This is a genomic window from Gammaproteobacteria bacterium (genome assembly GCA_035501935.1).
In the GTDB taxonomy this organism is placed as follows: domain Bacteria; phylum Pseudomonadota; class Gammaproteobacteria; order JAJPIJ01; family JAJPIJ01; genus JAJPIJ01.
This window is the reverse complement of sequence record DATJVC010000002.1, coordinates 1-19,585: the sequence shown is the minus strand read 5'-3', so window position 1 is coordinate 19,585 and position 19,585 is coordinate 1. Positions and strand designations below refer to the sequence as shown.

Below are 19,585 nucleotides of genomic sequence, written 5' to 3'. Positions count from 1 at the left end.
CTCGCCGGTGCGGAATTCGAGTTTCAACGGCGTACCCTCGATCTTGAGCAGTTTCCGGAATTCATTCTCCAGATAGCGGCGATAGGCGTTGGGCACGGACTCGGTCTGGTTGCCGTGGATCACGATGCGCGGCGGGTTGTGGCCACCGAGGTGCGCGTAGCGCAGTTTGATCCGCCGGCCGCGCACCAGTGGCGGCTGATGCGCCTCCAATAAATGACCCAGCATGTCAGTGAGGTCCCCGGCGGAGACCTCCTTGAAGGCGGAGGCATGGGCGCGATCGATGGATTCGAACAGGTTGCCAACACCGCTGCCATGCAGCGCCGAGATGTAATGCACGCGGGCGAAATTGGCGAAGTCCAGCCGCCGGTCGATGGAATTGCGCGTCCAGGTTTTTTGATCCTCGCTCAAACCGTCCCACTTGTTGACGGCGATCACGAGCGCACGGCCGCTGTCCAGGATCTGGCCCAGCAGACTCGCGTCCTGCTCGGTCACGCCTTCCTGCGCGTCGATGACCAGGATCACCACGTGCGCGGCGTCGATGGCCTGGAGCGCTTTGATGACGCTGAATTTCTCGATGTCCTCGGCCATCCGCGCGCGGCGTCGCACGCCGGCGGTGTCGATCAGCACGTAGTCTTTGCCGTCGCGCACGAAGGGCACGGCCACCGCATCGCGCGTGGTGCCGGGCTGGTCATAAGTCAGCATGCGCTCCTCGCCCAGCATGCGGTTGACCAGCGTGGACTTGCCGACGTTGGGGCGTCCCAGCACGGCCACGCGCACGCCTTTCGGCATCCGCTCCGCTGCCGTGTCCGGCTCGTCCACCGGGGGCAACTTGGCAAAGACGCGAGCCATGAGTTCTTCCATGCCTTCGCCGTGCGCGCTGCTGATTGCCATCGGCTCGCCCATGCCGTAACCATAAAACTCGGCGCATGCTGACGCGGGCTCCAGGGCTTCGGTTTTGTTGACGACGAGAAAAACGGGCTTGTCCGCCAGATTGACGGAATGACGCAGCCATTCGGCGATGCGATCATCCTCCGCCGTGCGCCCATCGCGGCCGTCGACCACCCAGAGGATCGCGTCGGCCTCCTGCGCCATTTTCAGCGCCAGATCGCTGACCGTGCTGGCCAGCGGATCGCGGCTTTTGGTCACGCCGCCCGTGTCGATGACGAGATAGGGGCGATTGCCGATGCGGCCTTCGCCGACGTGATAATCGCGGGTGATCCCCGGCTGATCGGCGACCAGCGCTTCGCGCGTGCGGGTGAGCCGGTTGAAGAGCGTGGATTTGCCGACGTTGGGGCGGCCAAGAATTGCGACTGTCGGCTTCATAGCTACTGCGCTCGGCATGGTCGTGCTTAGATACCTCGGCACGAACGGTTTTCACGTACGAAAAGGAATTTGAGATGCGATCTACTGTAGCAGGTATGAAGCCAGCGTGCCGCCGCTGCTGTACACCAGCAATTGGGTGCCGACCGCGACCGGCGGCGCGATAATGCGGGTCTTGTCCACCTGCACACGCGCGGCGAACTGGCCGTCCTCGCGGCGCAGCCAGTGCAGATAACCCTCGACGTCGCCGACCACGACATAACTGCCCATGGGGGCGGGGGCCGTGGAGCTGCGCGCCTTCAACTTGTCCTGCTTCCACACCGAGGCGCCGGTCTCGCGATCCAGCGCCCATATGGTGCCGTCGGCGGCGGTGACGTAAACATTTTTATCGTCCACGCCCACGCCGGCATACGATGACAGATCGCGATTCCAGAGGGTCTGCCCGTTGTCCAGCGACACCGCCGCCACGCGTCCCTGGAAGCTGGCGACATACAGCACGTCGTCGCGCAGCACGGGCTGGGTATCGATGTCCACGATGCGCTCCAGATCGTTGCGGCCGCGGGCCACGGCGATGGTGGTCTCCCATTCCACCTGCCCGGTCTTGAGTTCGAGGGCAGACAGCACGCCGTTGTCAAAACCCACGATCACCCTGTCCTTGACCATGAGCGGCGGACTGGTGCCGCGCAGGCTCAGGACCGGCGCACCGCGATCATAGCTCCACAATTTCTTTCCATCGGCAACGTTCAAGGCGATCAGGTTGCCGTCGCCGCTGTGCACCACCACCACGCCCTGCGCCGCCTGTGGCGCAGCCAGCACCTCGCTCGGCGCCCGCGCGCGCCACAATAGTTTGCCGTCCGCCTCCGAAAGCGCCAGCACCTCGCCGCCGCTGGTGCCAACCAGCACCAGGCCATCGCCGACGCCGGGGCCGCCGGCGATGGCGGTCTCCGTCTCCGTCTGCCACAGGCGCTTGCCGTCGGCGGCACTGAAGGCGGCCACGGTGCCACGGCGCTCCGCCACGTAAACGCGATCATTCACCAGCATCGGTTCCAGCTTCAGAAACTGCTCATCCGCGCCCTTGCCGAAATTTTCCGACCAGCCTTGCTTGACGCCGGCCAGCGGCGTGAATTCAACCAGCGGCGCGGGCGGCGCGGCATTGCTCTCGCCGGCCATGTAGTTGGAGACGTAATTGCTCAGCCCGCAGCCGGCAAGACCAATGGCGAATCCGGCGGCCAGGCCGGCATGACGCAAATAAGGAATCACTGGGATTTCTTTGCGGGCGCCGCGTTCAGATTATCGAGCTTGAGCGACCACGGATCATTGTCCGCATCGGCGGCAGCGCCGGTGCGCGCCTGCAAATCCAGATACTGCTGGCGTGCCTCGGCCGTCTTGCCCTGCGCCGCGAGGATGTCACCCTTGATCGCGAGCAGGGCGGTACCGCCGGCGGTGGGATCGATTTTTTCCACCTGTTTCCAGGCCTCATCCGGCTTGCCTTCCGCCAGCAGCACCCGCGCCAGCCGGATCTGCGCGGTGGTGCGCACGCCACTCCCGGAGGAATTCGCCAGCACCCATTCCAATTGGGTCTTTGCCGCGGCGAGATCATGTTTCTCCACCGCCAGCCTGGCGAGCAGTAGAGCGGAATAGGCCGCATAGGTGGTGCGGGGGTGGTCGGTGATTACACTCCCGGCGATTTTTTCCGCTTCATCGGCCTTGCCGTTGAATGATGCGCCCAGCGCCTGTTCGAATACCGCCGAGGCTGCTTCCGCCTCGACGCGCACACGCGTCTGCCACCACCGCCAGCCGCCGACGGCGCCAAGTCCCAGCACCACGCCAACGACGATTGCGCCGCCGTTTTCCTTCAGCCATTTTTTGATGGCTTCCACCTGTTCCTGCTCGGAAGCGTAAATTTCATCAACCATGATTGCTCCTGCGATGACTTAAAGATTATGAAAGCGGCGCATTATAAAGTGCGTATCGGGGATTGGATACGGCGCCTGACTCAAAGTTTCTGGGACTGTTTCAAAAGATCAATCAACGCCGCCGGCGACATGCTCTGCTGCCCGGCGCCACTGCGCAGATCCTTCAACGTCACCTTGCCGGACTTCTGTTCTTCTCCGCCCACCATCACCGCCAGTTTCGCGCCCACACGATCGGCGCGCTTGAATTGCGATTTCAGGCTGCCGCCGCCGCAATGAGTCTCGATCTGCAAGCCGGGACAGGCATCGCGCAGTTGCTCCGCCAGTTTCAGGATCGCGCCCACGCATTCCGGCTCCACCGGCATCAAATATACCGCCGGTGTATCCGCCTCCGCTTTTCGTCCCTGACCCTGCCACAGGGCGATGAGGCGCTCCATGCCCAGGGCAAAACCCACGGCCGGCGTCGGCGGGCCGCCGAACAGTTCGACCAGACCGTCGTAGCGGCCGCCCGCGCACACCGCGCCCTGCGCCCCCAAATCCCGGGTGACCCATTCGAACACGGTCAGGCCGTAATAATCGAGACCGCGCACCAGCCTTGGATTCACCTCGCAAGGCACGCCGGCATCCTTCAGCAACGATTGCAACGACTCGAAGTGCGCGGCGGATTCCGCATCCAGATAATCCGCAAACGCCGGCGCGGCGGCGATAAGATCGGCCATCGCCGGATTTTTGCTGTCCAGTATGCGCAGCGGGTTGGCCGTCAAACGGCGGTGGCTGTCGGCATCCAGCGCCTTTTCGTGCGAAGAGAAATAGCGCACCAGTTCCGCGCGGTATTTGGCCCGCGCCACGCTGCTGCCGAGTGAATTGATTTGCAGAGTCAGTCCCTTCAATTCCAGTTGCCGCCACAATCGCGCCGTCATCAGGATCAATTCGGCGTCGATATCCGGGCCGGCCATGCCGAACGCCTCCACGCCAATCTGGTGAAACTGCCGGTAACGTCCTTTCTGCGGCCGTTCATGGCGGAACATGGGCCCCATGTACCACAGCCGCTGTGTCTGGCCGCGCAACAGTCCGTGTTCCAGCATCGCGCGCACGCAACCGGCGGTGCCTTCGGGACGCAGGCTCAGGGAATCGCCGTTGCGATCCTCGAAGGTGTACATCTCCTTCTCGACGATGTCGGTGTGCTCGCCGATGGAGCGCGCGAACACCGCCGTTTGTTCGAGGAGGGGGAAGCGAACTTCCTCAAAACCGTAAGCGCGGAGCACGGCGCGCGACGCCGCCTCCAATGCCTGCCATAGCGGCGTTTCGGACGGCAACAGATCATTCATGCCGCGTATGGATTGCAGCGTCGTCGCCACGGGTTCCCTGGGTCAGCCGATCACGTTGTAAGGAATTCTAAGGTGGCGCCGCACCCTGATCAGTGAGCTTGAAGCGCGCCACGCCATCATGGGTATAGTCCGAGACGTCGAGCGGCGCGCCGCGGAAGTTCAAACGCACGCCCGACATGCGGCCGATGCGCACCCGGTAGGGCAATGCGCCCTGCGCGGTGATGTGATCACCGTTGTGCGCCACGTTGTAATAAAGCCTGGCGCCGGTGTTGTCGGAGACGTCGATCCACGAATCGGCGCTGACCTCCATGTTCAATACGTCCGCGCCCGCGTCCGCCGCGGGCGTCGGCGCGGTATTATCCGCCGTCGCTGGCGCCTCCGTTGCCGGAATTTTCAAAGCCTCCAATCCCTCCGGGGACAGGCCCGCCTCGGTCAGCACCGGATAGGTGTAAGACAACGCCGGCGGCTGCGGCGCGGCGGGGGGCGCGGGTTTTGACGTGAGCTTCGCGTCGTTGGGGCGGGTGCCGGCCGGGGATGTTCCCGTGGCAGCGCCCTCCCCGGCCCATTTCGGCAGGCTGAGCGAGGACAGCAACGATTGCTGGTAGTTCTGCAGCAGACCCATCACCGTGAGTGCCGCCAACACGATGATGACGGCATAGGTCATCGCCTTGACCGGCAGGTCGCTGGCGCTCACCTGTGGCTCCGGCATGTCGCGCTGGGGTTCGATTTCCGGCGGCGCGCCGGCCGTGCGGTCGTATTCCATGATCATCGACGTGGGGTCCAATCCCAGCAGCCGGGCATAGGCGCGGATATAGCCCCGCACGTAGGTCGGTGCGGGGAGACCTTCGATCGCCCCCCCCTCCAGGGCGGTAATGATACCGGTGTTGAGACGCAGTTTTGCCGCCACGTCGTGGGCGGTCATGTTCTTTTTTTCTCGCGCCTTGCGCAGCGTTTCCCCAAGCGTCAGTTCGCCCGCCAGCCCGGCATCGTCCTCGTGAGCGGGGCGGGCGCGGCGCATTATTCCCCCGACTCTTGCAACTGCCGCGCCTCGGGCGAATCCGGATATTTACCCTTCAAGGTCACCGCATAACTGCCAGCGGCATCCTTGTTGCCCAGCTTGCGCTCTATCTGCACGCCCAGCCAGAGACTCTGGGCGGTGTGCGGCGCCTCACTGGAATAGCGCTCCAGATAGCCGCGCGCCGGCAGATATTTTTCCTGCTGCAAGCTGACCTTGGCCATCTCCAGCAAGGCCACGGCCATCTTGGGATCGTGTTCCAATGCCTGGCGCAGAAAAACCTCCGCACCGGCCGGATCCTTCTGCTGCTCCGCGCAGATGCCGGCATTGGTGTACGCAATTTCCGGGTTTTGGTACAGGGGATTCTTGAGCGCCAGGGCGAATTGTTCCTGGCCTTCGGCGGCCTTCCCGGCGCGGCACAGGAACAGACCGTAATTGTTGAGTATGTTCGGGTCGTTCGGGCTGATGTCCAGGGCGCGCTTGAAGCTGGCCAGCGCCTTCTCATTTTCCCCCAGGCGGGCGTCCAGCAGGCCCATCGCATTGTGAGCCAGCGCGTAATTCGAATCGATTTCCAGCGCCCGCTGCAGTTTCTTCATTGCGACTTCGTTCTGGCCGTTGTTCATGTACTCGATGCCCAACTGGGTATAGATCTCGGCCAGGTGATTATTGGCGGGTTTGCTGGTCGCCTCCGGCGTTTCGGATTTGGCCGGATTGAATTCGCATGCCGCCATGAACAGGCCGGCCAGCAGCAGGATTCCGCAGCGGAAGTTTTTACTGCCGGGTCTGTTCATTCATCGGGTCTCCCGTTTTCAGCCGGTTGCGCGTTCACGGCGATGCCGTGCGGCGCGCGCCTCCACGCGCCCCACCAGCTGGCCGCAGGCGGCATCGATGTCGTCACCGCGCGTCTTGCGCGTGACGGTGACGAGACCCGCCTGTTGCAGTATAGCGCGGAAACGATCGACGGCCTCCGGCGGTGAGCGTCGATGGTCCACGCCGTTGACGGGATTCCACGGGATCAGATTCACCTTGGCCGGTATCCCGGCCAGCAGCCGCACCAGCGCGCGGGCCTGCGCGGGGCTGTCGTTGACGCCGTCAAGCATGACGTATTCAAAGGTGATCTGCTCGTGGTTGCTGTATCCCCCGGCGAAACGTCTGCAGGCCGCCAGCAATTCCTTGAGCGGGTAGGTGCGATTGAGCGGCACCAGTTGATCGCGGAGTTTGTCATTCGGCGCGTGCAGGGAAACGGCGAGGCTCACGGGACTCGCTTCTTTCAGGCGATCCATGGCCGGGACGACGCCCGCCGTGCTGATGGTAACGCGGCGGCGCGACAGGCCATAGGCGTTGTCATCAAGCATGACGTTGATGGCGCGCACCACATTGTCGAAATTGAGCAGCGGCTCGCCCATCCCCATGAATACGACATTGGTGATCCGCCGTCGTTCCGGGGTGCAGGGGAACTGTCCCAGCAGGCGGGCCGCCAGAAAAATCTGTCCCATGATTTCAGCCGTGCCCAGGTTGCGATTGAAGCCCTGCTTGCCGGTGGCGCAGAAACTGCACTCCAACGGACAGCCGACCTGTGATGAGATGCACAAGGTGCCGCGTCCGGTCTCGGGTATGAACACGGTTTCGACGGCGCCGCCGGCCGGGAGTCGCAGCATCCACTTGCGCGTGCCATCGTCGGAGGTCTGCTCCGAGATGACTTCCGGCAGCCGGACCTCCGCCCCTTCCGACAGGCGCCCGCGCAACGCCTTGCTCAAATTCGACATGGCCTCGAATCCGGTGACGCCCTGCTGGTGGATCCACTTCATCACCTGCACGGCGCGAAAGGGTTTTTCACCCAGGCCGGCAAACCAGGTCTCCAGACCCGGTCGATCAAAGTCGAGCAGATTGACGCGATTGGCATCAGTCCCGGTCATTTCCTTCGCTCGCAAATCTCTTCGGGTTTGAACAGGCAGTTGATCTCGTACTTCGCGTTGTCGATGGAATCCGAACCGTGCACGGCGTTGCGGCTGATGCTCTCGGCGAAATCGGCGCGTATCGTGCCAGGATCCGCCAGTTTGGGATCGGTCATGCCCATCATATCGCGGTGTTTCATCACTGCGCCCTCGCCCTCCAACACCGATACCACCACGGGGCCGGAGGTCATGAATGCAATCAAGTCATTGTAAAACGATTTGCCGCGGTGGATACCGTAAATGGCTTCGGCCTGCTCCCAACTCAATCGAACCGTCTTGATGGCAATGATGCGCAGGCCGTTGCGTTCATAACGTGCCAGGATTTCCCCGATCTTGTTTTTGGCCACTGCGTCCGGTTTGATGATGGAGAAAGTACGCTCAATTGCCATCCTCTTGTTTTCCTTTGTATTTCCAATATCTTCGCGAAAAATTGCGCCATTATAGGGATTCCAACCGTCGGATAAAACAGGGATGGCAAGACACACCGCGAATATGCCGTGAAAAAAAAGGTATTCATTTCGGAGCCGGTTTAAACGCGCACCTGCACCCGCCCCGCTTCGACGCGCACCTTGAAGGTGGCAATCGGCTCATAGGCGGGCGGACACATCGCCCGACCGGTGCGCAGGCAAAAACGGGCGCCATGCCGCGGGCAGATGATCTCGCCGCCGATGATCTCGCCCTCGTCCAGCGGCGTGCCGTCGTGCGTGCACACGTCCTCCACCGCCAGCAGTTCGCCGCCGAGATTGATGACGATGATCGCCACGCCGTTCACGTCCTTGTGCACGCGTCGTCCGGGCGGCAGATCAGCCGCCGCCGCAATATCGATCCACTCCGCCATCAATACATCCCGGTTTGCAGGCGCGCCGCCTCGGACATCATGCCCTGATGCCAGGGCGGATCGAACACGAGATCGACGTTGACCTCGGTGACGTTCGGCACCTGCGCCAGCTTGGCGCGCACGTCCTCGACCAGAAATTGTCCCATGCCGCAGCCGGGTGCCGTCAGCGTCATGCGCACGTCGATGCGGTTGCCGCCGCCGTCGGTCAGCGGTGTCACCTCGCATTTGTAGACCAGTCCGAGATCAACGATGTTGATGGGAATTTCCGGGTCATAACAGGTGCGCAATTGCTCCCACAGAAGCTCCTCATTCACGCCGCCATCCTGCTGCGACTGGTCCTGCACCTGAGGCGCGGCATTCTGCGGCTCCATTCCCAGGGCGTCGAGGTCCTTGCCCGCGATGCGGGCGAGATTGCCGTGGATGTTCACGGTGACGCTGCCGCCCAGCGCCTGGGTGACCATCACCTCCGTTCCCGCGGCGATCTGGATCGGCGTGCCGTGCGGGATCAGGATGGCGTCGCAATCCCGCTTGAGCGCGATGGTCTGCTGCAGTTCGGGGGCGTTCATGGATTCAGGGATGAGCCTACTCGGTGGTGGCGTTCTTTTCGCCGTGCAGAGCCGCGTTCGCAGCATGCCAGCACAGGGTCGCGCACTTGATGCGCGCCGGATACTGGCGCACGCCGGCCAGCACCGCAAGCTTGCCCAGCGCCGGATCGTTTTCGTCGCCATCGGCGGTAATCAGCTTGTGGAACCTGTCGAACAGCATTTCCGCCTCGGCGACGCTCTTGCCCTTCAGACTCTCGGTCATGAGCGAGGCCGAGGCGGTGGAGATGGCGCAACCGCTGCCTTGGAAGGCGATGTCGCGAATGACGCCATCCTCGATCTTCATCGAGAGCGTCAACCTGTCGCCGCACAGCGGGTTGTAGCCGTCGGCGCTGTTGGTCGCATCGTCCATCATCCGGAAATTCCGCGGGCTGCGGTTGTGATCGACGATGACTTCGCGGTAAAGATCGTTCAAATCCATCATCGCCGGAACACCTCGCGCACGATCCCGATGGCCGCGATCAGGGCATCGACCTCGGCGCGCGTATTGTAGAAGGCAAACGAAGCACGGGCGGTGGCCGGCAGGCCGTAGCGGGTCATGACCGGCATCGCGCAGTGGTGGCCGGTGCGGATGGCCACGCCCTCGTGATCGAGGATGGTGCCGATGTCGTGTGGATGGATGCCATCGAGGACGAACGACAGCACCGCCCCTTTCCGTCGCGCCGTGCCGATGATGCGCAGCCCCGGTATCTCAACCGCGCGTTCCGTGGCATGCGCGAGCAATTCGTGCTCATGCGCGCCCATCGCCTCCAGGCCGACGGACTGCACGTAGTCGATGGCCGCGCCGAGGCCGATGGTGCCGGCGATGTTGGGTGTGCCGGCCTCGAACTTGTAGGGCGGATCGTTGTAGAGCGTTTTCTCGAAGCTGACCGCCTTGATCATGTCGCCGCCGCCTTGATACGGCGGCATCGCCTCCAGCAGCGCCTCGCGGCCATAGAGCGCGCCGATGCCGGTAGGCGCGTACAGCTTGTGGCCGGAGAAGGCGTAGAAATCGCAATTCAACGCCTGCACATCGACCGGCACGTGCGCCACCGCCTGGGCGCCGTCGAGCAGCACGACCGCGCCCGCGGCGTGCGCTGCCTGGACGATCTCCATGACCGGATTGATGGTGCCGAGGGCGTTGGAGACGTGCGTCACAGCGACGATCCTCGTGCGCGGCGACAGCAGCCGGTGGAATTCCTCCATGACCAGCTCGCCCCGCTCATCGATCGGGACCACCTTGAGCACCGCGCCGGTCTGCCCGGCAATGAATTGCCACGGCACGATGTTGGAGTGATGCTCCATGCCGGTCAGCAGGATTTCATCGCCGGCCTTGAGCCGGCTGCGTCCGAAGCTCGCGGCCACTAGATTGATGGCCTCGGTGGTGCCGCGGGTAAAGACGATCTCGCGCGTCGAACGGGCATTGAGGAAGCGGCGCACCTTTTCGCGCGCCTGCTCGTATTCCTGCGTCGCCAGTTCGCTCAGGGTATGGATGCCGCGATGGATGTTGGCGTTGATTTGTTCGTAATAACGCCGTTCGGTGTCGATGACAATCCGCGGCTTCTGCGTGGTGGCGGCGTTGTCGAGATAGACCAGCGGCCGGCCGTGCACGCGCACATTCAGGATCGGAAAGTCAGCCCGATACCGTTCCACCGGAAACGCCGGTGACGCGGGCCGGGAAGCGTCAAGGGTCATGGCGCGGGTCACAGCATGTCCTTCACGAGTTCGCCGCCCGGCAGCTGGCCGGCGACGCGGCGGGCGAGTTCCCGGCGCAGGGATTCGATGCCGATGCGGCTGATCACGTCGGCGGCGAAGGCATAGGTCAGCAGTCCCCGCGCCGCAACTTCATCCAGCCCGCGGGATCGCAGATAAAACAGGGCATCGGCATCGAGCCGACCAACGGTGGCGCCGTGGCTGCATTTGACGTCATCGGCGTAGATCTCCAGCTCCGGCTTGGTGTCGACTTCGGCGTCCTTCGACAGCAGCAGGTTGTGGTTGGACTGCCGGGCATCGGTCTTGAACGCCCCGGGATGCACGATCACCCTGCCGTTGAACACGGCGCGGCTGCTGCCGTTGAGTATGCCGCGGTAGAACTCCTCGCTGCGGGTGTGCGGCGCCAGATGATCGACGCGGGTGTGATGATCGACATGCTGCCGTCCGCCGGTGAGGTAGAGCCCGTATAGGGTCGCTCCCGCCTGTTCCGCGGTGAGCCGCACCTCGATGTCGCGCCGGGCGAGCAAGCCACCCATGGCGATGGCATGGGAGATCACCTCGCTGGCCCGCGCCTGTTCGATATGCAGATGACCGATGTGAAAAGCCCCGGCGGATTCATCCTGAACCAGATAATGTTCAATGTGCGCGCCTTCGGCGGCGCTGATCTCGGTGACCGCGTTGGTCAATCCCGCTTCAGTCCCGCCGCGGTAAGTTTCGACAATGCGGGCCCGCGACCCGGCGCCGGCGCGGATCAGCACGCGCGGATGAACCGCCAGCGCGTCGGCCCCGCCGGTGGCAAGAAAGACCAGGTGGATCGGCGGTTCGACATGCGCGCCAGGCGCCAGCGTGATCAGCACGCCATCCGTGCAGAAGGCGTCATTGAGCGCCTGAAACGGCGTTGCTTCTCCGGGCGCCCGGCGCGCCGCATCCGCCGGCGCCTCGCGCAGCACGTCGGCCAGACTGCGCAGCGAAACGCCCGCCGGTGACGCCCTGCCGTCGTTGAGATCGGCGCGCAGTTGTCCATTCTCAAACACCAGCCGGATCTCCGCGGCATAGTCAGGCAGTTTTGCGATCAGCCCGGCCGCCGCAGTGCCTGCATCCTTGCGGGTCGCGGCGCGATAGGCGCGGCGCGCCAGCGGCGTCACATTGGTGTATTTCCACGCCTCCTGGCGCAGGGTCGGCAGACCCTGCGCGCGGAAACGCTCGATGGCGTTGCGGCGCCGATCAGCAAGTTCGTTGCCACCGGGAAGGGTCTTTACGACCCGTTCGAATTCGTCGACAAAATTGCCGGTCAGGACCGCGGGCTTGTTCATGCGGCGGCCTCCTTCAACCAGTCGTAACCACGCTGTTCGAGCGTCTTGGCGAGTTCGCGATCCCCGGAACGGACGATGCGGCCGTTGGAGAGGACATGCACGACATCCGGAACGATGTAATCCAGCAGGCGTTGGTAGTGCGTGATCAACACGATGGAGCGGTCCGGGCTGCGCAGCTGATTGACGCCGCTGGCGACAACCTTGAGCGCATCGATATCGAGGCCGGAATCGGTCTCGTCGAGGATGGCGAGTTTCGGCTCCAGCACCGCCATCTGGAATATCTCGTTGCGCTTCTTCTCGCCGCCGGAGAAACCCTCATTGACGGCGCGGCCCAGGAAACTGTCGTCCATCTGCACCAGCTTGACCCGCTCCTTGACCAGCTTGAGGAATTCGACGGCGTCCAGCTCGGGCTCGCCGCGATGTTTGCGGATGGCGTTGAGCGAGGCCTTCATCAGATAGACGTTGTTGACGCCGGGAATTTCGACCGGGTATTGGAAGGCGAGAAATACGCCTTCACGCGCGCGCGCCTCCGGCGACAGGGCCAGCATGTCCTTTCCGCGATAAGTAACACCGCCCGCCGTGACCTCGTAGCCCTCGCGGCCGGCCAGGACATGCGCCAGGGTGCTCTTGCCGGAACCGTTCGGGCCCATGATGGCGTGCACCTCGCCGGGCTTCACGGTGAGCGAGAGCCCCCGCAGAATGGCCTTGCCGTCCACGCTCACGTGCAGGTTGTCGATTTTCAACATCGCTGATCCGTTTCCGCTCATGACAATTTTTCCCTGATCGTCAGCCGACCGCGCCTTCCAGGCTCACGCCGAGCAGCTTCTGCGCCTCCACGGCGAACTCCATCGGCAATTCCTTGAATACCGCCCGGCAGAAGCCGTTGACGATCATGCTGACCGCGTCCTCCTCGCCGATGCCGCGGCTGCGGCAGTAGAAAAGCTGATCGTCGCTGATCTTGGAAGTGGTGGCCTCATGCTCGACGTTCGCGGTCGGGTTCTTCACTTCGATGTAGGGGAAGGTATGGGCGCCACAACGATCGCCGATGAGCAACGAATCGCACTGCGTATAATTGCGTGCGTTCTCGGCGCTCTTCGCCACCTTGACCAGGCCGCGATAGGCGTTCTGGCCGCGGCCCGCGGCGATGCCCTTGGAGATGATCGTGCTGCTCGTGTTCCGGCCGATGTGAATCATCTTGGTGCCGGTGTCGGCCTGCTGGCGGTTGTTGGTCAGCGCCACCGAATAGAACTCGCCCGCCGAATTGTCCCCGGTCAGTATGCAGCTCGGATATTTCCAGGTGATTGCCGAGCCCGTTTCAACCTGCGTCCAGGAAATGTGCGAGTTCGCCCCACGGCACTCGCCACGCTTGGTGACGAAGTTGTAGATGCCCCCGCGCCCCTCGGCATCGCCCGGATACCAGTTCTGCACCGTCGAATATTTGATGCGCGCGTCCTTGAGCGCGATCAACTCCACCACCGCCGCGTGCAGCTGGTTCTCGTCGCGCATCGGCGCGGTGCAGCCCTCGAGATAGGAAACCGAGGCCCCTTCGTCGGCGATGATCAACGTGCGCTCAAACTGCCCGGTCTTGGCCGCGTTGATGCGGAAATAGGTGGACAATTCCATGGGGCAGCGCACGCCCTTCGGCACGTAGCAGAACGAACCGTCCGTGAACACCGCGGAATTGAGCGCGGCATAAAAGTTGTCGCCCTGAGGCACCACGCTGCCGAGATACTGGCGCACCAGTTCAGGATGCTTCTCCACCGCCTCGGAGAAGGAACAGAAAATCACGCCGGCGGCGGCCAGTTTGTCCTTGAAGGTGGTGGCCACCGAGACACTGTCGAACACGGCATCCACCGCGACGCCCGCGAGGATTTCACGCTCGCGCAGCGGGATGCCCAGTTTCTCGTAAGTTTCCAGCAGTTTCGGATCCACCTCGTCCAGGCTTTTGGGGCCGTCCTTCCTCGTCTTGGGCGCGGAATAATAGGAGATGGCCTGGAAATCGATGGGTGGATGATGCACGCTGGCCCAGGCGGGCGGGGTCATGGTCTGCCAGTGGCGTAGCGCGGCCAGCCGCCATTCCAGCATCCACTCCGGCTCGTTCTTCTTGTGCGAGATGAGCCGGATGATGTCTTCGCTCAAACCGGGCGGCGCGGTGTCGGCCTCAACCTCCGTATAGAAGCCGGCCCCGTAGCCCTTCTTGAGCAGTGCTTCGACCTGTTTTGTGCCCGTGGACATGTTTTGAGGCTCGTTTGTCGCTAAAAAGCGGCGAAGTGTTTCATGTGGTGAAGCTCTCGCCGCAGCCGCAGGTGGCCTTCACGTTCGGATTGTTGAACCTGAAGCTCTCGTTCAAGCCTTCGCGCACGTAATCGAGCTCGGTGCCATCGAGAAAGGCCAGGGCCTCGTGGTCCACCACGAGCTTGACGCCCTGCGATTCGAAAATTTGATCATGCGCGCCCACATTCTCGGCGACTTCGACCACGTAGGCGTGGCCGGAACAGCCGGTTTTCTTGATGCCGATGCGCAGTCCGGCGGCCTGGCGTTGTCCGGCCAGGAAATTCCGCACGTGCGCCGCGGCGCGTTCAGTCAGGGTGACGGCCATCTTTATGTGCTCCTTTGCGTTTCAGTTTCCACACCGGAATGGACACGGACTGTCCTTCCTTCGCCATTTGCTGTTGCGCATCACGCCCGGCCACCAGTTCGGCCAGGCTGATGCGGCTCAGAAAGGAATGAATCTCCCGGCTCAACCCCTCCCATAGATCATGGGTCAGGCAACGATGCGAGTCATGGCAATTCTCCTTGCCGCCGCAACGGGTGGCGTCCACCGATTCGTCCACCGCGGCGATCACCTCCGCCACCGACACGTCGGCGGCGTCGCGGCCGAGGCGATAGCCGCCGCGTGGACCGCGCGCGCTTTGCACCAGCCCCCGCCGTCGCAGCCGGGTGAACAACTGCTCCAGATAGGCGAGCGAGATTCTCTGGCGATCGGCGACATCGGCCAGCGTTATCGGTCCCTGATCATGATGCAGGGCCAGATCCAACATGGCCGTAACGGCGTAACGTCCGCGGGTGGTCAGTCGCATGGTCGGTGCAACTCCAAATCAAAAGGGCGGGAAGAATCCCATATCTGACTATATTAGTCAACAATAGACTGCGCCAGTTCCAGTGATCTGGGATTCGGGGCGAACCTGATGACTTCTATTGTACCAACCTGTTGATTTTAAATATTAAACCTTATTGCCTGCGGGCGGTGGCAATAGTGGGGGCATCGGACAGTCGAGCACTTCCGCCGTGACTTGCAGTAATTCCGCTTCCGCCGGCGCCACCCTGCCATCGCGCAGGACGCAATCTGCGCAGGCGGTGATCACGGAGCGTTTCAGCAATGGCGTCAGCAGGGACAGATTATGCAGTGCCTGACCAAGCGCCTGCATCGTGCACCTGGCCGCCGGCACCGGTTCGGACGGCTCGGGGGTAAATATGGCCATCACCCGTTGATAGCCGCCCGCGGCCTCCTCGGGCCTGCACGTGCCGACCCTGGCCAACACGGTGAGGAGCAGCTGGAGGTCCGGCATCACTGGATCGATGCTGCGGTACTTCACCACATCGGACATGCCGCCATCCACGATCAGATGTTCACGCAACAACGTCATCAGCACGAATTCAAAGACGGTGCGGCGCGCATCCACGGCGATGATCGTCTCGACCGCATTCAGAAACGCCTGTCGCTGTTCTGCCGGCATCTGTTTCAAAGCCGGCAGCGCGAGATTGATGATGGGGAGACGCGCACCCGCTCCCGCCTGGATTACGGTCTGCATGAGGTCCGCCGCCGTGGCGGCGAATTCTTCACCCTCCTGTTTCACCACGAGTGCACGCGCGGCCGGTTGTTGTTTCGGATCGGTGCCCGCGATCAGCAGGGCGTAGATCACCTGGCGCGCGCCGGCGATGTCATGCACGGCCCGGAGCAGATTTTCCGGAAGCGAGCCATGGAGTTGAACGGCGTGATCGACATGTTGTGCAGTTGGATTACCGACGGTGGCCGCGATGGCCTGCGCGGAAGCGAACGGTGATATAAAAGGAATGGGCGGCAATTCCCGTTTTCCATCCGCCACGACGGAAGAGGCGCCGATTTTTTCATCCGCAATTCGCTGCCGTGCGCTCTCGGTAAGTTGCCGGGCCTTTGCCATTACCATGAAGCGCGGGTTGATCGCATTGATGCGGTCCTCGAGCGGCGGATGGGTGGCCAACAGCGAGGAAAAACTCACGTTCAGTGAAGTAGCGAAACAAAAGTGGCTCAGGTCTTCCGCATGCATGCTGCCCAGCAGCGAACCCGCGGTACTCTCTTTGATCTTCCACAAGGCGCCGGCAATGCCGTCTGGATTGCGTGTAAATTGAACCGAGGAGGCGTCGGCCAGGCACTCACGGTTGCGCGACACCGCCGCCTTGATCAAGCGGCCAAAAAAAACTCCGATGTAACCAATAGCCAGCAAAATCAATCCCAGCGCAAGAATGACAAGGGCGGCGTTGCCGCTGTCCCGGCCGCGCCCACTGCTCCTGCCGCTCGTGCCCCGCAGCGATCGCAGCAGAAAGCCGCCGAGCTTGCCTATGAGCAGGATGCCGGCCAGCACGCTCATCAACCGGATGTTGAGCCGCATGTCGCCGTTCAGGATATGGCTGTTTTCGTGGGCGATCACGCCCTGCAATTCATCGCGATTGAGTTGCTCCAGGGCGCCGCGCGTCACCACCAGCACGGTCTCCGCGGGGCGCGTGCCGGCGACGAAGGCGTTGATGGCGGACTCATCCTCCATGACATACACCGCCGGCACCGGTGTGCCGGAGGCTATCGACATCTCCTCGACCACGTTCATCAATTTGCGTTCATTGGTCTCCTGCGTCGCTGGGCGGATGCGGGTGGCGCCGACCATTTCCGCCAGCGCCTGCCCGCCACCGGAGAGTTGTATGGCCGTGTAGGCCGTGCCGGAAAAAATCACCGCCACCGTGCCGGCGATCACCCACAAGAATCCGGGTTCCAGCAACCAGGCATTCAGATCGTGGTGATAGACGTCCCCGAACAGGAGGGCGTAGTACACGCCCAGTTCGACGGCGGCGATGATCAGCGCCACCGCGATCAGGAAATAAAGCACCAGAAGCCAGGTTTTGCGTCGCGCCCTGTGCTGCTGCTCGAAAAAATTCATTGGTCAAACATCCATTGCAGGTCGTCGGATACATTCCGGCGTGGGTTTTTGCGGCACGGGGAAGAACGCCATTGCGCGAAGGGTTCTGCCGCCGTTCTCAAGGACATTGCGTCCTTGAGAACGGAGAAAAGTGAAAATCATATTTTTCACTTTTCGTATGCCGGGCAGTCCGGGAAGGACTGATCCGGCCTCAAGACAATGACACTTTCACCGCCTTGCGCATCTCCGGATTGTCCACCTCCAGCAGCTTCGCCTCGCCGAAATTAAAGGGACCGGCAATGAGCGTGTTGGGGAACTGCTCACGCATCGTGTTGTAGGACATGACCGCGTCGTTGAAGAACTGCCGTGCGAAGGCGATCTTGTTTTCCGTGGAGGACAACTCCTCCATGAGTTGCTGTATGGTCTGGTTGGCCTTGAGGTCGGGATAGGCCTCCATCACCGCCATGAACCGGCCCATGGCTGCGCCCAGCGTCCCCTCCGCCGCGCCCAGCGCCGTGACCGCCGCACCATTGTCCGGCTGTGCGGCGGCGGCGCGGGCGGCCGTCTGCGCCTGATTGCGGGCGGCGGTGACCGCCTCCAGTGTCTCGCGCTCGTGCTTGATATAGGCCTTCGTCGATTCAACCAGGTTGGGGATCAAGTCGTAGCGGCGCTGAAGCTGCACGTCGATCTGCGAGAAGGCGTTCTTGAATTGATTGCGCGCCGACACCAACCCGTTGTAGATGGAGATGATGTAAAGAATGAAACCGACAACGACCACCCAGAAAACAATCGTGCCCACGCTCATATTGCCTCCTGCTTCATGGTGATGAGTGCGCGCCCGCGCACCGCGGACATCTACTATAATAGCTGTCCCAGTCCGGCGCACGATGACAATAGCGCCATACCTTGCCAGCAGCCGCCATGCCAAGCCCGCAGCTACAACCCAGGGACGTATTCAGCTACCGCAAATTCTGGTCGGCGCGGCTGACGCCGGCGCCATTCCTGCCCATGTCGCGCGCGGAGATGGAGGCGCTTGGGTGGGATTCCTGCGACATCATCATCGTCACCGGTGACGCCTACGTCGATCATCCGAGCTTCGGCATGGCCATCATCGGCCGCGTGCTGGAGGCGCAGGGCTTCCGCGTCGGCATCATCGCCCAGCCGGACTGGCGCTCCGCCGAACCCTTCAAGGCGCTGGGCCGCCCCAATCTCTTCTTCGGCATCACCGCCGGCAACATGGATTCGATGGTCAACCGCTACACCGCCGACCGCCGCATCCGCTCGGACGATGCCTACACGCCCGGCGACGTCGCCGGCAAACGCCCGGATCGATCCGTCATCGTCTACGCGCAGCGGGCGCGCGAGGCATACGGCGACGTGCCGATCATCATCGGCGGCATCGAGGCGTCGTTGCGCCGCATCGCCCATTTCGATTACTGGTCGGAGAAGGTGCGCCGTTCCATCCTACTCGACGCGAAGGCCGACTTGCTGGTTTACGGCAACGCCGAGCGCGCCATCGTCGACATCGCCCACCGGCTCGCCGCCAAGAAATCGATCACGGACATCACTGACGTGCGCGGGACGGCTTTTGCGCGCGACCACATCCCCGACGGCTGGATCGAGATCGATTCCACGCATATCGACACGCCCGGCCCGCTCAACCCGCCCGTCGATCCGTATGCCTCCGAAGAAGACCGCCGCCAGATGAACGCCGCCGCGCCGGCGGGAACCAATATCATACGCTTCCTGAAGCGCGTACCGAATGCCGATCGCGAGCGCAGCGTCATCCGCATGCCGGCCCATGAGCAGGTCGCCGCCGATCCGGTGCTCTACGCGCACGCCTCGCGCATCCTGCATCTGGAGTCCAACCCCGGCAACGCCCGCGCGCTGGTGCAGCGCCACGGCGATCGCGACGTGTGGCTCAACCCGCCGCCGATCCCGCTGACCACAAAGGAGATGGACGCCATCTACGAACTGCCCTACGCGCGCCGGCCGCACCCGATCTACGGCAAGGCGAAGATCCCGGCCTATGAAATGATCCGTTTCTCGATCGCCATCCAGCGCGGCTGCTTCGGCGGCTGCACCTTCTGCTCGATCACCGAGCACGAGGGCCGCATCATCCAAAACCGCTCCGAGGATTCCGTCATCCGCGAGATCGAAACCATCCGCGACACCGTGCCCGGCTTCACCGGCGTCATCTCCGACCTCGGCGGGCCGACCGCAAACATGTACCGGCTGGCCTGCAAATCAAAGGAAATCGAAGCGGCCTGCCGGCGGCCGTCGTGCGTCTATCCAACCATCTGCAAAAATCTCAATACTGATCACGCGCCGCTCATCAAGCTCTATCGCCGCGCCCGCGAAGTATCCGGCGTCAAGAAAGTGCTGATCGGCTCCGGCGTGCGCTACGACCTCGCCATCGGATCGCCGGAGTATGTGAAGGA

20 protein-coding genes are annotated in these 19,585 nt (G+C 62.8%); 1 reads left to right on the top strand and 19 read right to left on the bottom strand.

The window, feature by feature from the left end; genetic code table 11:
- From der to VMH34_00115, 19 genes are all read right to left on the bottom strand, one after another.
- A partial coding sequence (der, locus tag VMH34_00205; GenBank protein ID HTT07206.1) for a ribosome biogenesis GTPase Der occupies positions 1-1,323 on the bottom strand: 1,323 nt, incomplete at its 3' end.
- Positions 1,324-1,404: 81 nt separating this feature from the next.
- On the bottom strand, positions 1,405-2,580 hold the full coding sequence (gene bamB, locus VMH34_00200) for an outer membrane protein assembly factor BamB (protein ID HTT07205.1): 1,176 nt from the start codon (positions 2,578-2,580) through the stop codon (positions 1,405-1,407).
- Positions 2,577-3,236, bottom strand: coding sequence for a tetratricopeptide repeat protein (locus tag VMH34_00195; GenBank protein HTT07204.1), 660 nt, complete (start codon positions 3,234-3,236; stop codon positions 2,577-2,579). Before VMH34_00195 ends, bamB begins: the two co-directional genes overlap by 4 nt.
- A gap of 80 nt (positions 3,237-3,316) precedes the next feature.
- Positions 3,317-4,591 (bottom strand): histidine--tRNA ligase, encoded by a 1,275-nt coding sequence (hisS, locus tag VMH34_00190; GenBank protein ID HTT07203.1) that lies wholly within the window; start codon positions 4,589-4,591, stop codon positions 3,317-3,319.
- 37 nt (positions 4,592-4,628) lie between these two features.
- Complete coding sequence (locus tag VMH34_00185) at positions 4,629-5,579, bottom strand: RodZ domain-containing protein (GenBank protein ID HTT07202.1); 951 nt, start codon at positions 5,577-5,579, stop codon at positions 4,629-4,631.
- Positions 5,579-6,367, bottom strand: a complete 789-nt coding sequence (pilW, locus tag VMH34_00180; protein HTT07201.1) for a type IV pilus biogenesis/stability protein PilW — start codon at positions 6,365-6,367, stop codon at positions 5,579-5,581. Before pilW ends, VMH34_00185 begins: the two co-directional genes overlap by 1 nt.
- 18 nt (positions 6,368-6,385) lie before the next feature.
- Entirely contained in the window at positions 6,386-7,492 is a 1,107-nt protein-coding gene (rlmN, locus tag VMH34_00175) for a 23S rRNA (adenine(2503)-C(2))-methyltransferase RlmN (GenBank protein HTT07200.1), read from the bottom strand.
- Positions 7,489-7,914: a nucleoside-diphosphate kinase gene (gene ndk, locus VMH34_00170; GenBank protein HTT07199.1), complete on the bottom strand. Its 426-nt coding sequence runs from the start codon at positions 7,912-7,914 to the stop codon at positions 7,489-7,491. Before ndk ends, rlmN begins: the two co-directional genes overlap by 4 nt.
- Positions 7,915-8,060: 146 nt before the next feature.
- Positions 8,061-8,369, bottom strand: a complete 309-nt coding sequence (locus VMH34_00165; GenBank protein HTT07198.1) for a non-heme iron oxygenase ferredoxin subunit — start codon at positions 8,367-8,369, stop codon at positions 8,061-8,063.
- Positions 8,369-8,935 (bottom strand): putative Fe-S cluster assembly protein SufT, encoded by a 567-nt coding sequence (gene sufT, locus VMH34_00160; GenBank protein HTT07197.1) that lies wholly within the window; start codon positions 8,933-8,935, stop codon positions 8,369-8,371. The genes VMH34_00165 and sufT overlap by 1 nt, the downstream gene beginning before the upstream one ends.
- Positions 8,936-8,951: 16 nt before the next feature.
- Entirely contained in the window at positions 8,952-9,395 is a 444-nt protein-coding gene (locus VMH34_00155; GenBank protein ID HTT07196.1) for an SUF system NifU family Fe-S cluster assembly protein, read from the bottom strand.
- Entirely contained in the window at positions 9,392-10,645 is a 1,254-nt protein-coding gene (locus tag VMH34_00150) for a cysteine desulfurase (GenBank protein HTT07195.1), read from the bottom strand. Before VMH34_00150 ends, VMH34_00155 begins: the two co-directional genes overlap by 4 nt.
- A gap of 8 nt (positions 10,646-10,653) precedes the next feature.
- Complete coding sequence (gene sufD / locus VMH34_00145; GenBank protein HTT07194.1) at positions 10,654-11,976, bottom strand: Fe-S cluster assembly protein SufD; 1,323 nt, start codon at positions 11,974-11,976, stop codon at positions 10,654-10,656.
- Positions 11,973-12,722, bottom strand: a complete 750-nt coding sequence (sufC, locus tag VMH34_00140) for a Fe-S cluster assembly ATPase SufC (GenBank protein ID HTT07193.1) — start codon at positions 12,720-12,722, stop codon at positions 11,973-11,975. Before sufC ends, sufD begins: the two co-directional genes overlap by 4 nt.
- Positions 12,723-12,762: 40 nt before the next feature.
- Complete coding sequence (gene sufB, locus VMH34_00135; GenBank protein HTT07192.1) at positions 12,763-14,211, bottom strand: Fe-S cluster assembly protein SufB; 1,449 nt, start codon at positions 14,209-14,211, stop codon at positions 12,763-12,765.
- 40 nt (positions 14,212-14,251) lie between these two features.
- Positions 14,252-14,575, bottom strand: coding sequence for an iron-sulfur cluster assembly accessory protein (locus tag VMH34_00130; GenBank protein HTT07191.1), 324 nt, complete (start codon positions 14,573-14,575; stop codon positions 14,252-14,254).
- Positions 14,556-15,056 (bottom strand): Fe-S cluster assembly transcription factor, encoded by a 501-nt coding sequence (locus tag VMH34_00125; GenBank protein HTT07190.1) that lies wholly within the window; start codon positions 15,054-15,056, stop codon positions 14,556-14,558. The genes VMH34_00130 and VMH34_00125 overlap by 20 nt, the downstream gene beginning before the upstream one ends.
- A 144-nt stretch (positions 15,057-15,200) precedes the next feature.
- Positions 15,201-17,165 (bottom strand): M48 family metallopeptidase, encoded by a 1,965-nt coding sequence (locus tag VMH34_00120; protein ID HTT07189.1) that lies wholly within the window; start codon positions 17,163-17,165, stop codon positions 15,201-15,203.
- 190 nt (positions 17,166-17,355) lie between these two features.
- A complete protein-coding gene (locus VMH34_00115; protein ID HTT07188.1) occupies positions 17,356-17,949 on the bottom strand; it encodes a LemA family protein in 594 nt (197 codons plus the stop codon).
- A 116-nt stretch (positions 17,950-18,065) separates the two neighbouring features.
- Between VMH34_00115 and VMH34_00110 the strand changes: the two genes are divergently transcribed.
- A partial coding sequence (locus tag VMH34_00110; GenBank protein ID HTT07187.1) for a YgiQ family radical SAM protein occupies positions 18,066-19,585 on the top strand: 1,520 nt, incomplete at its 3' end.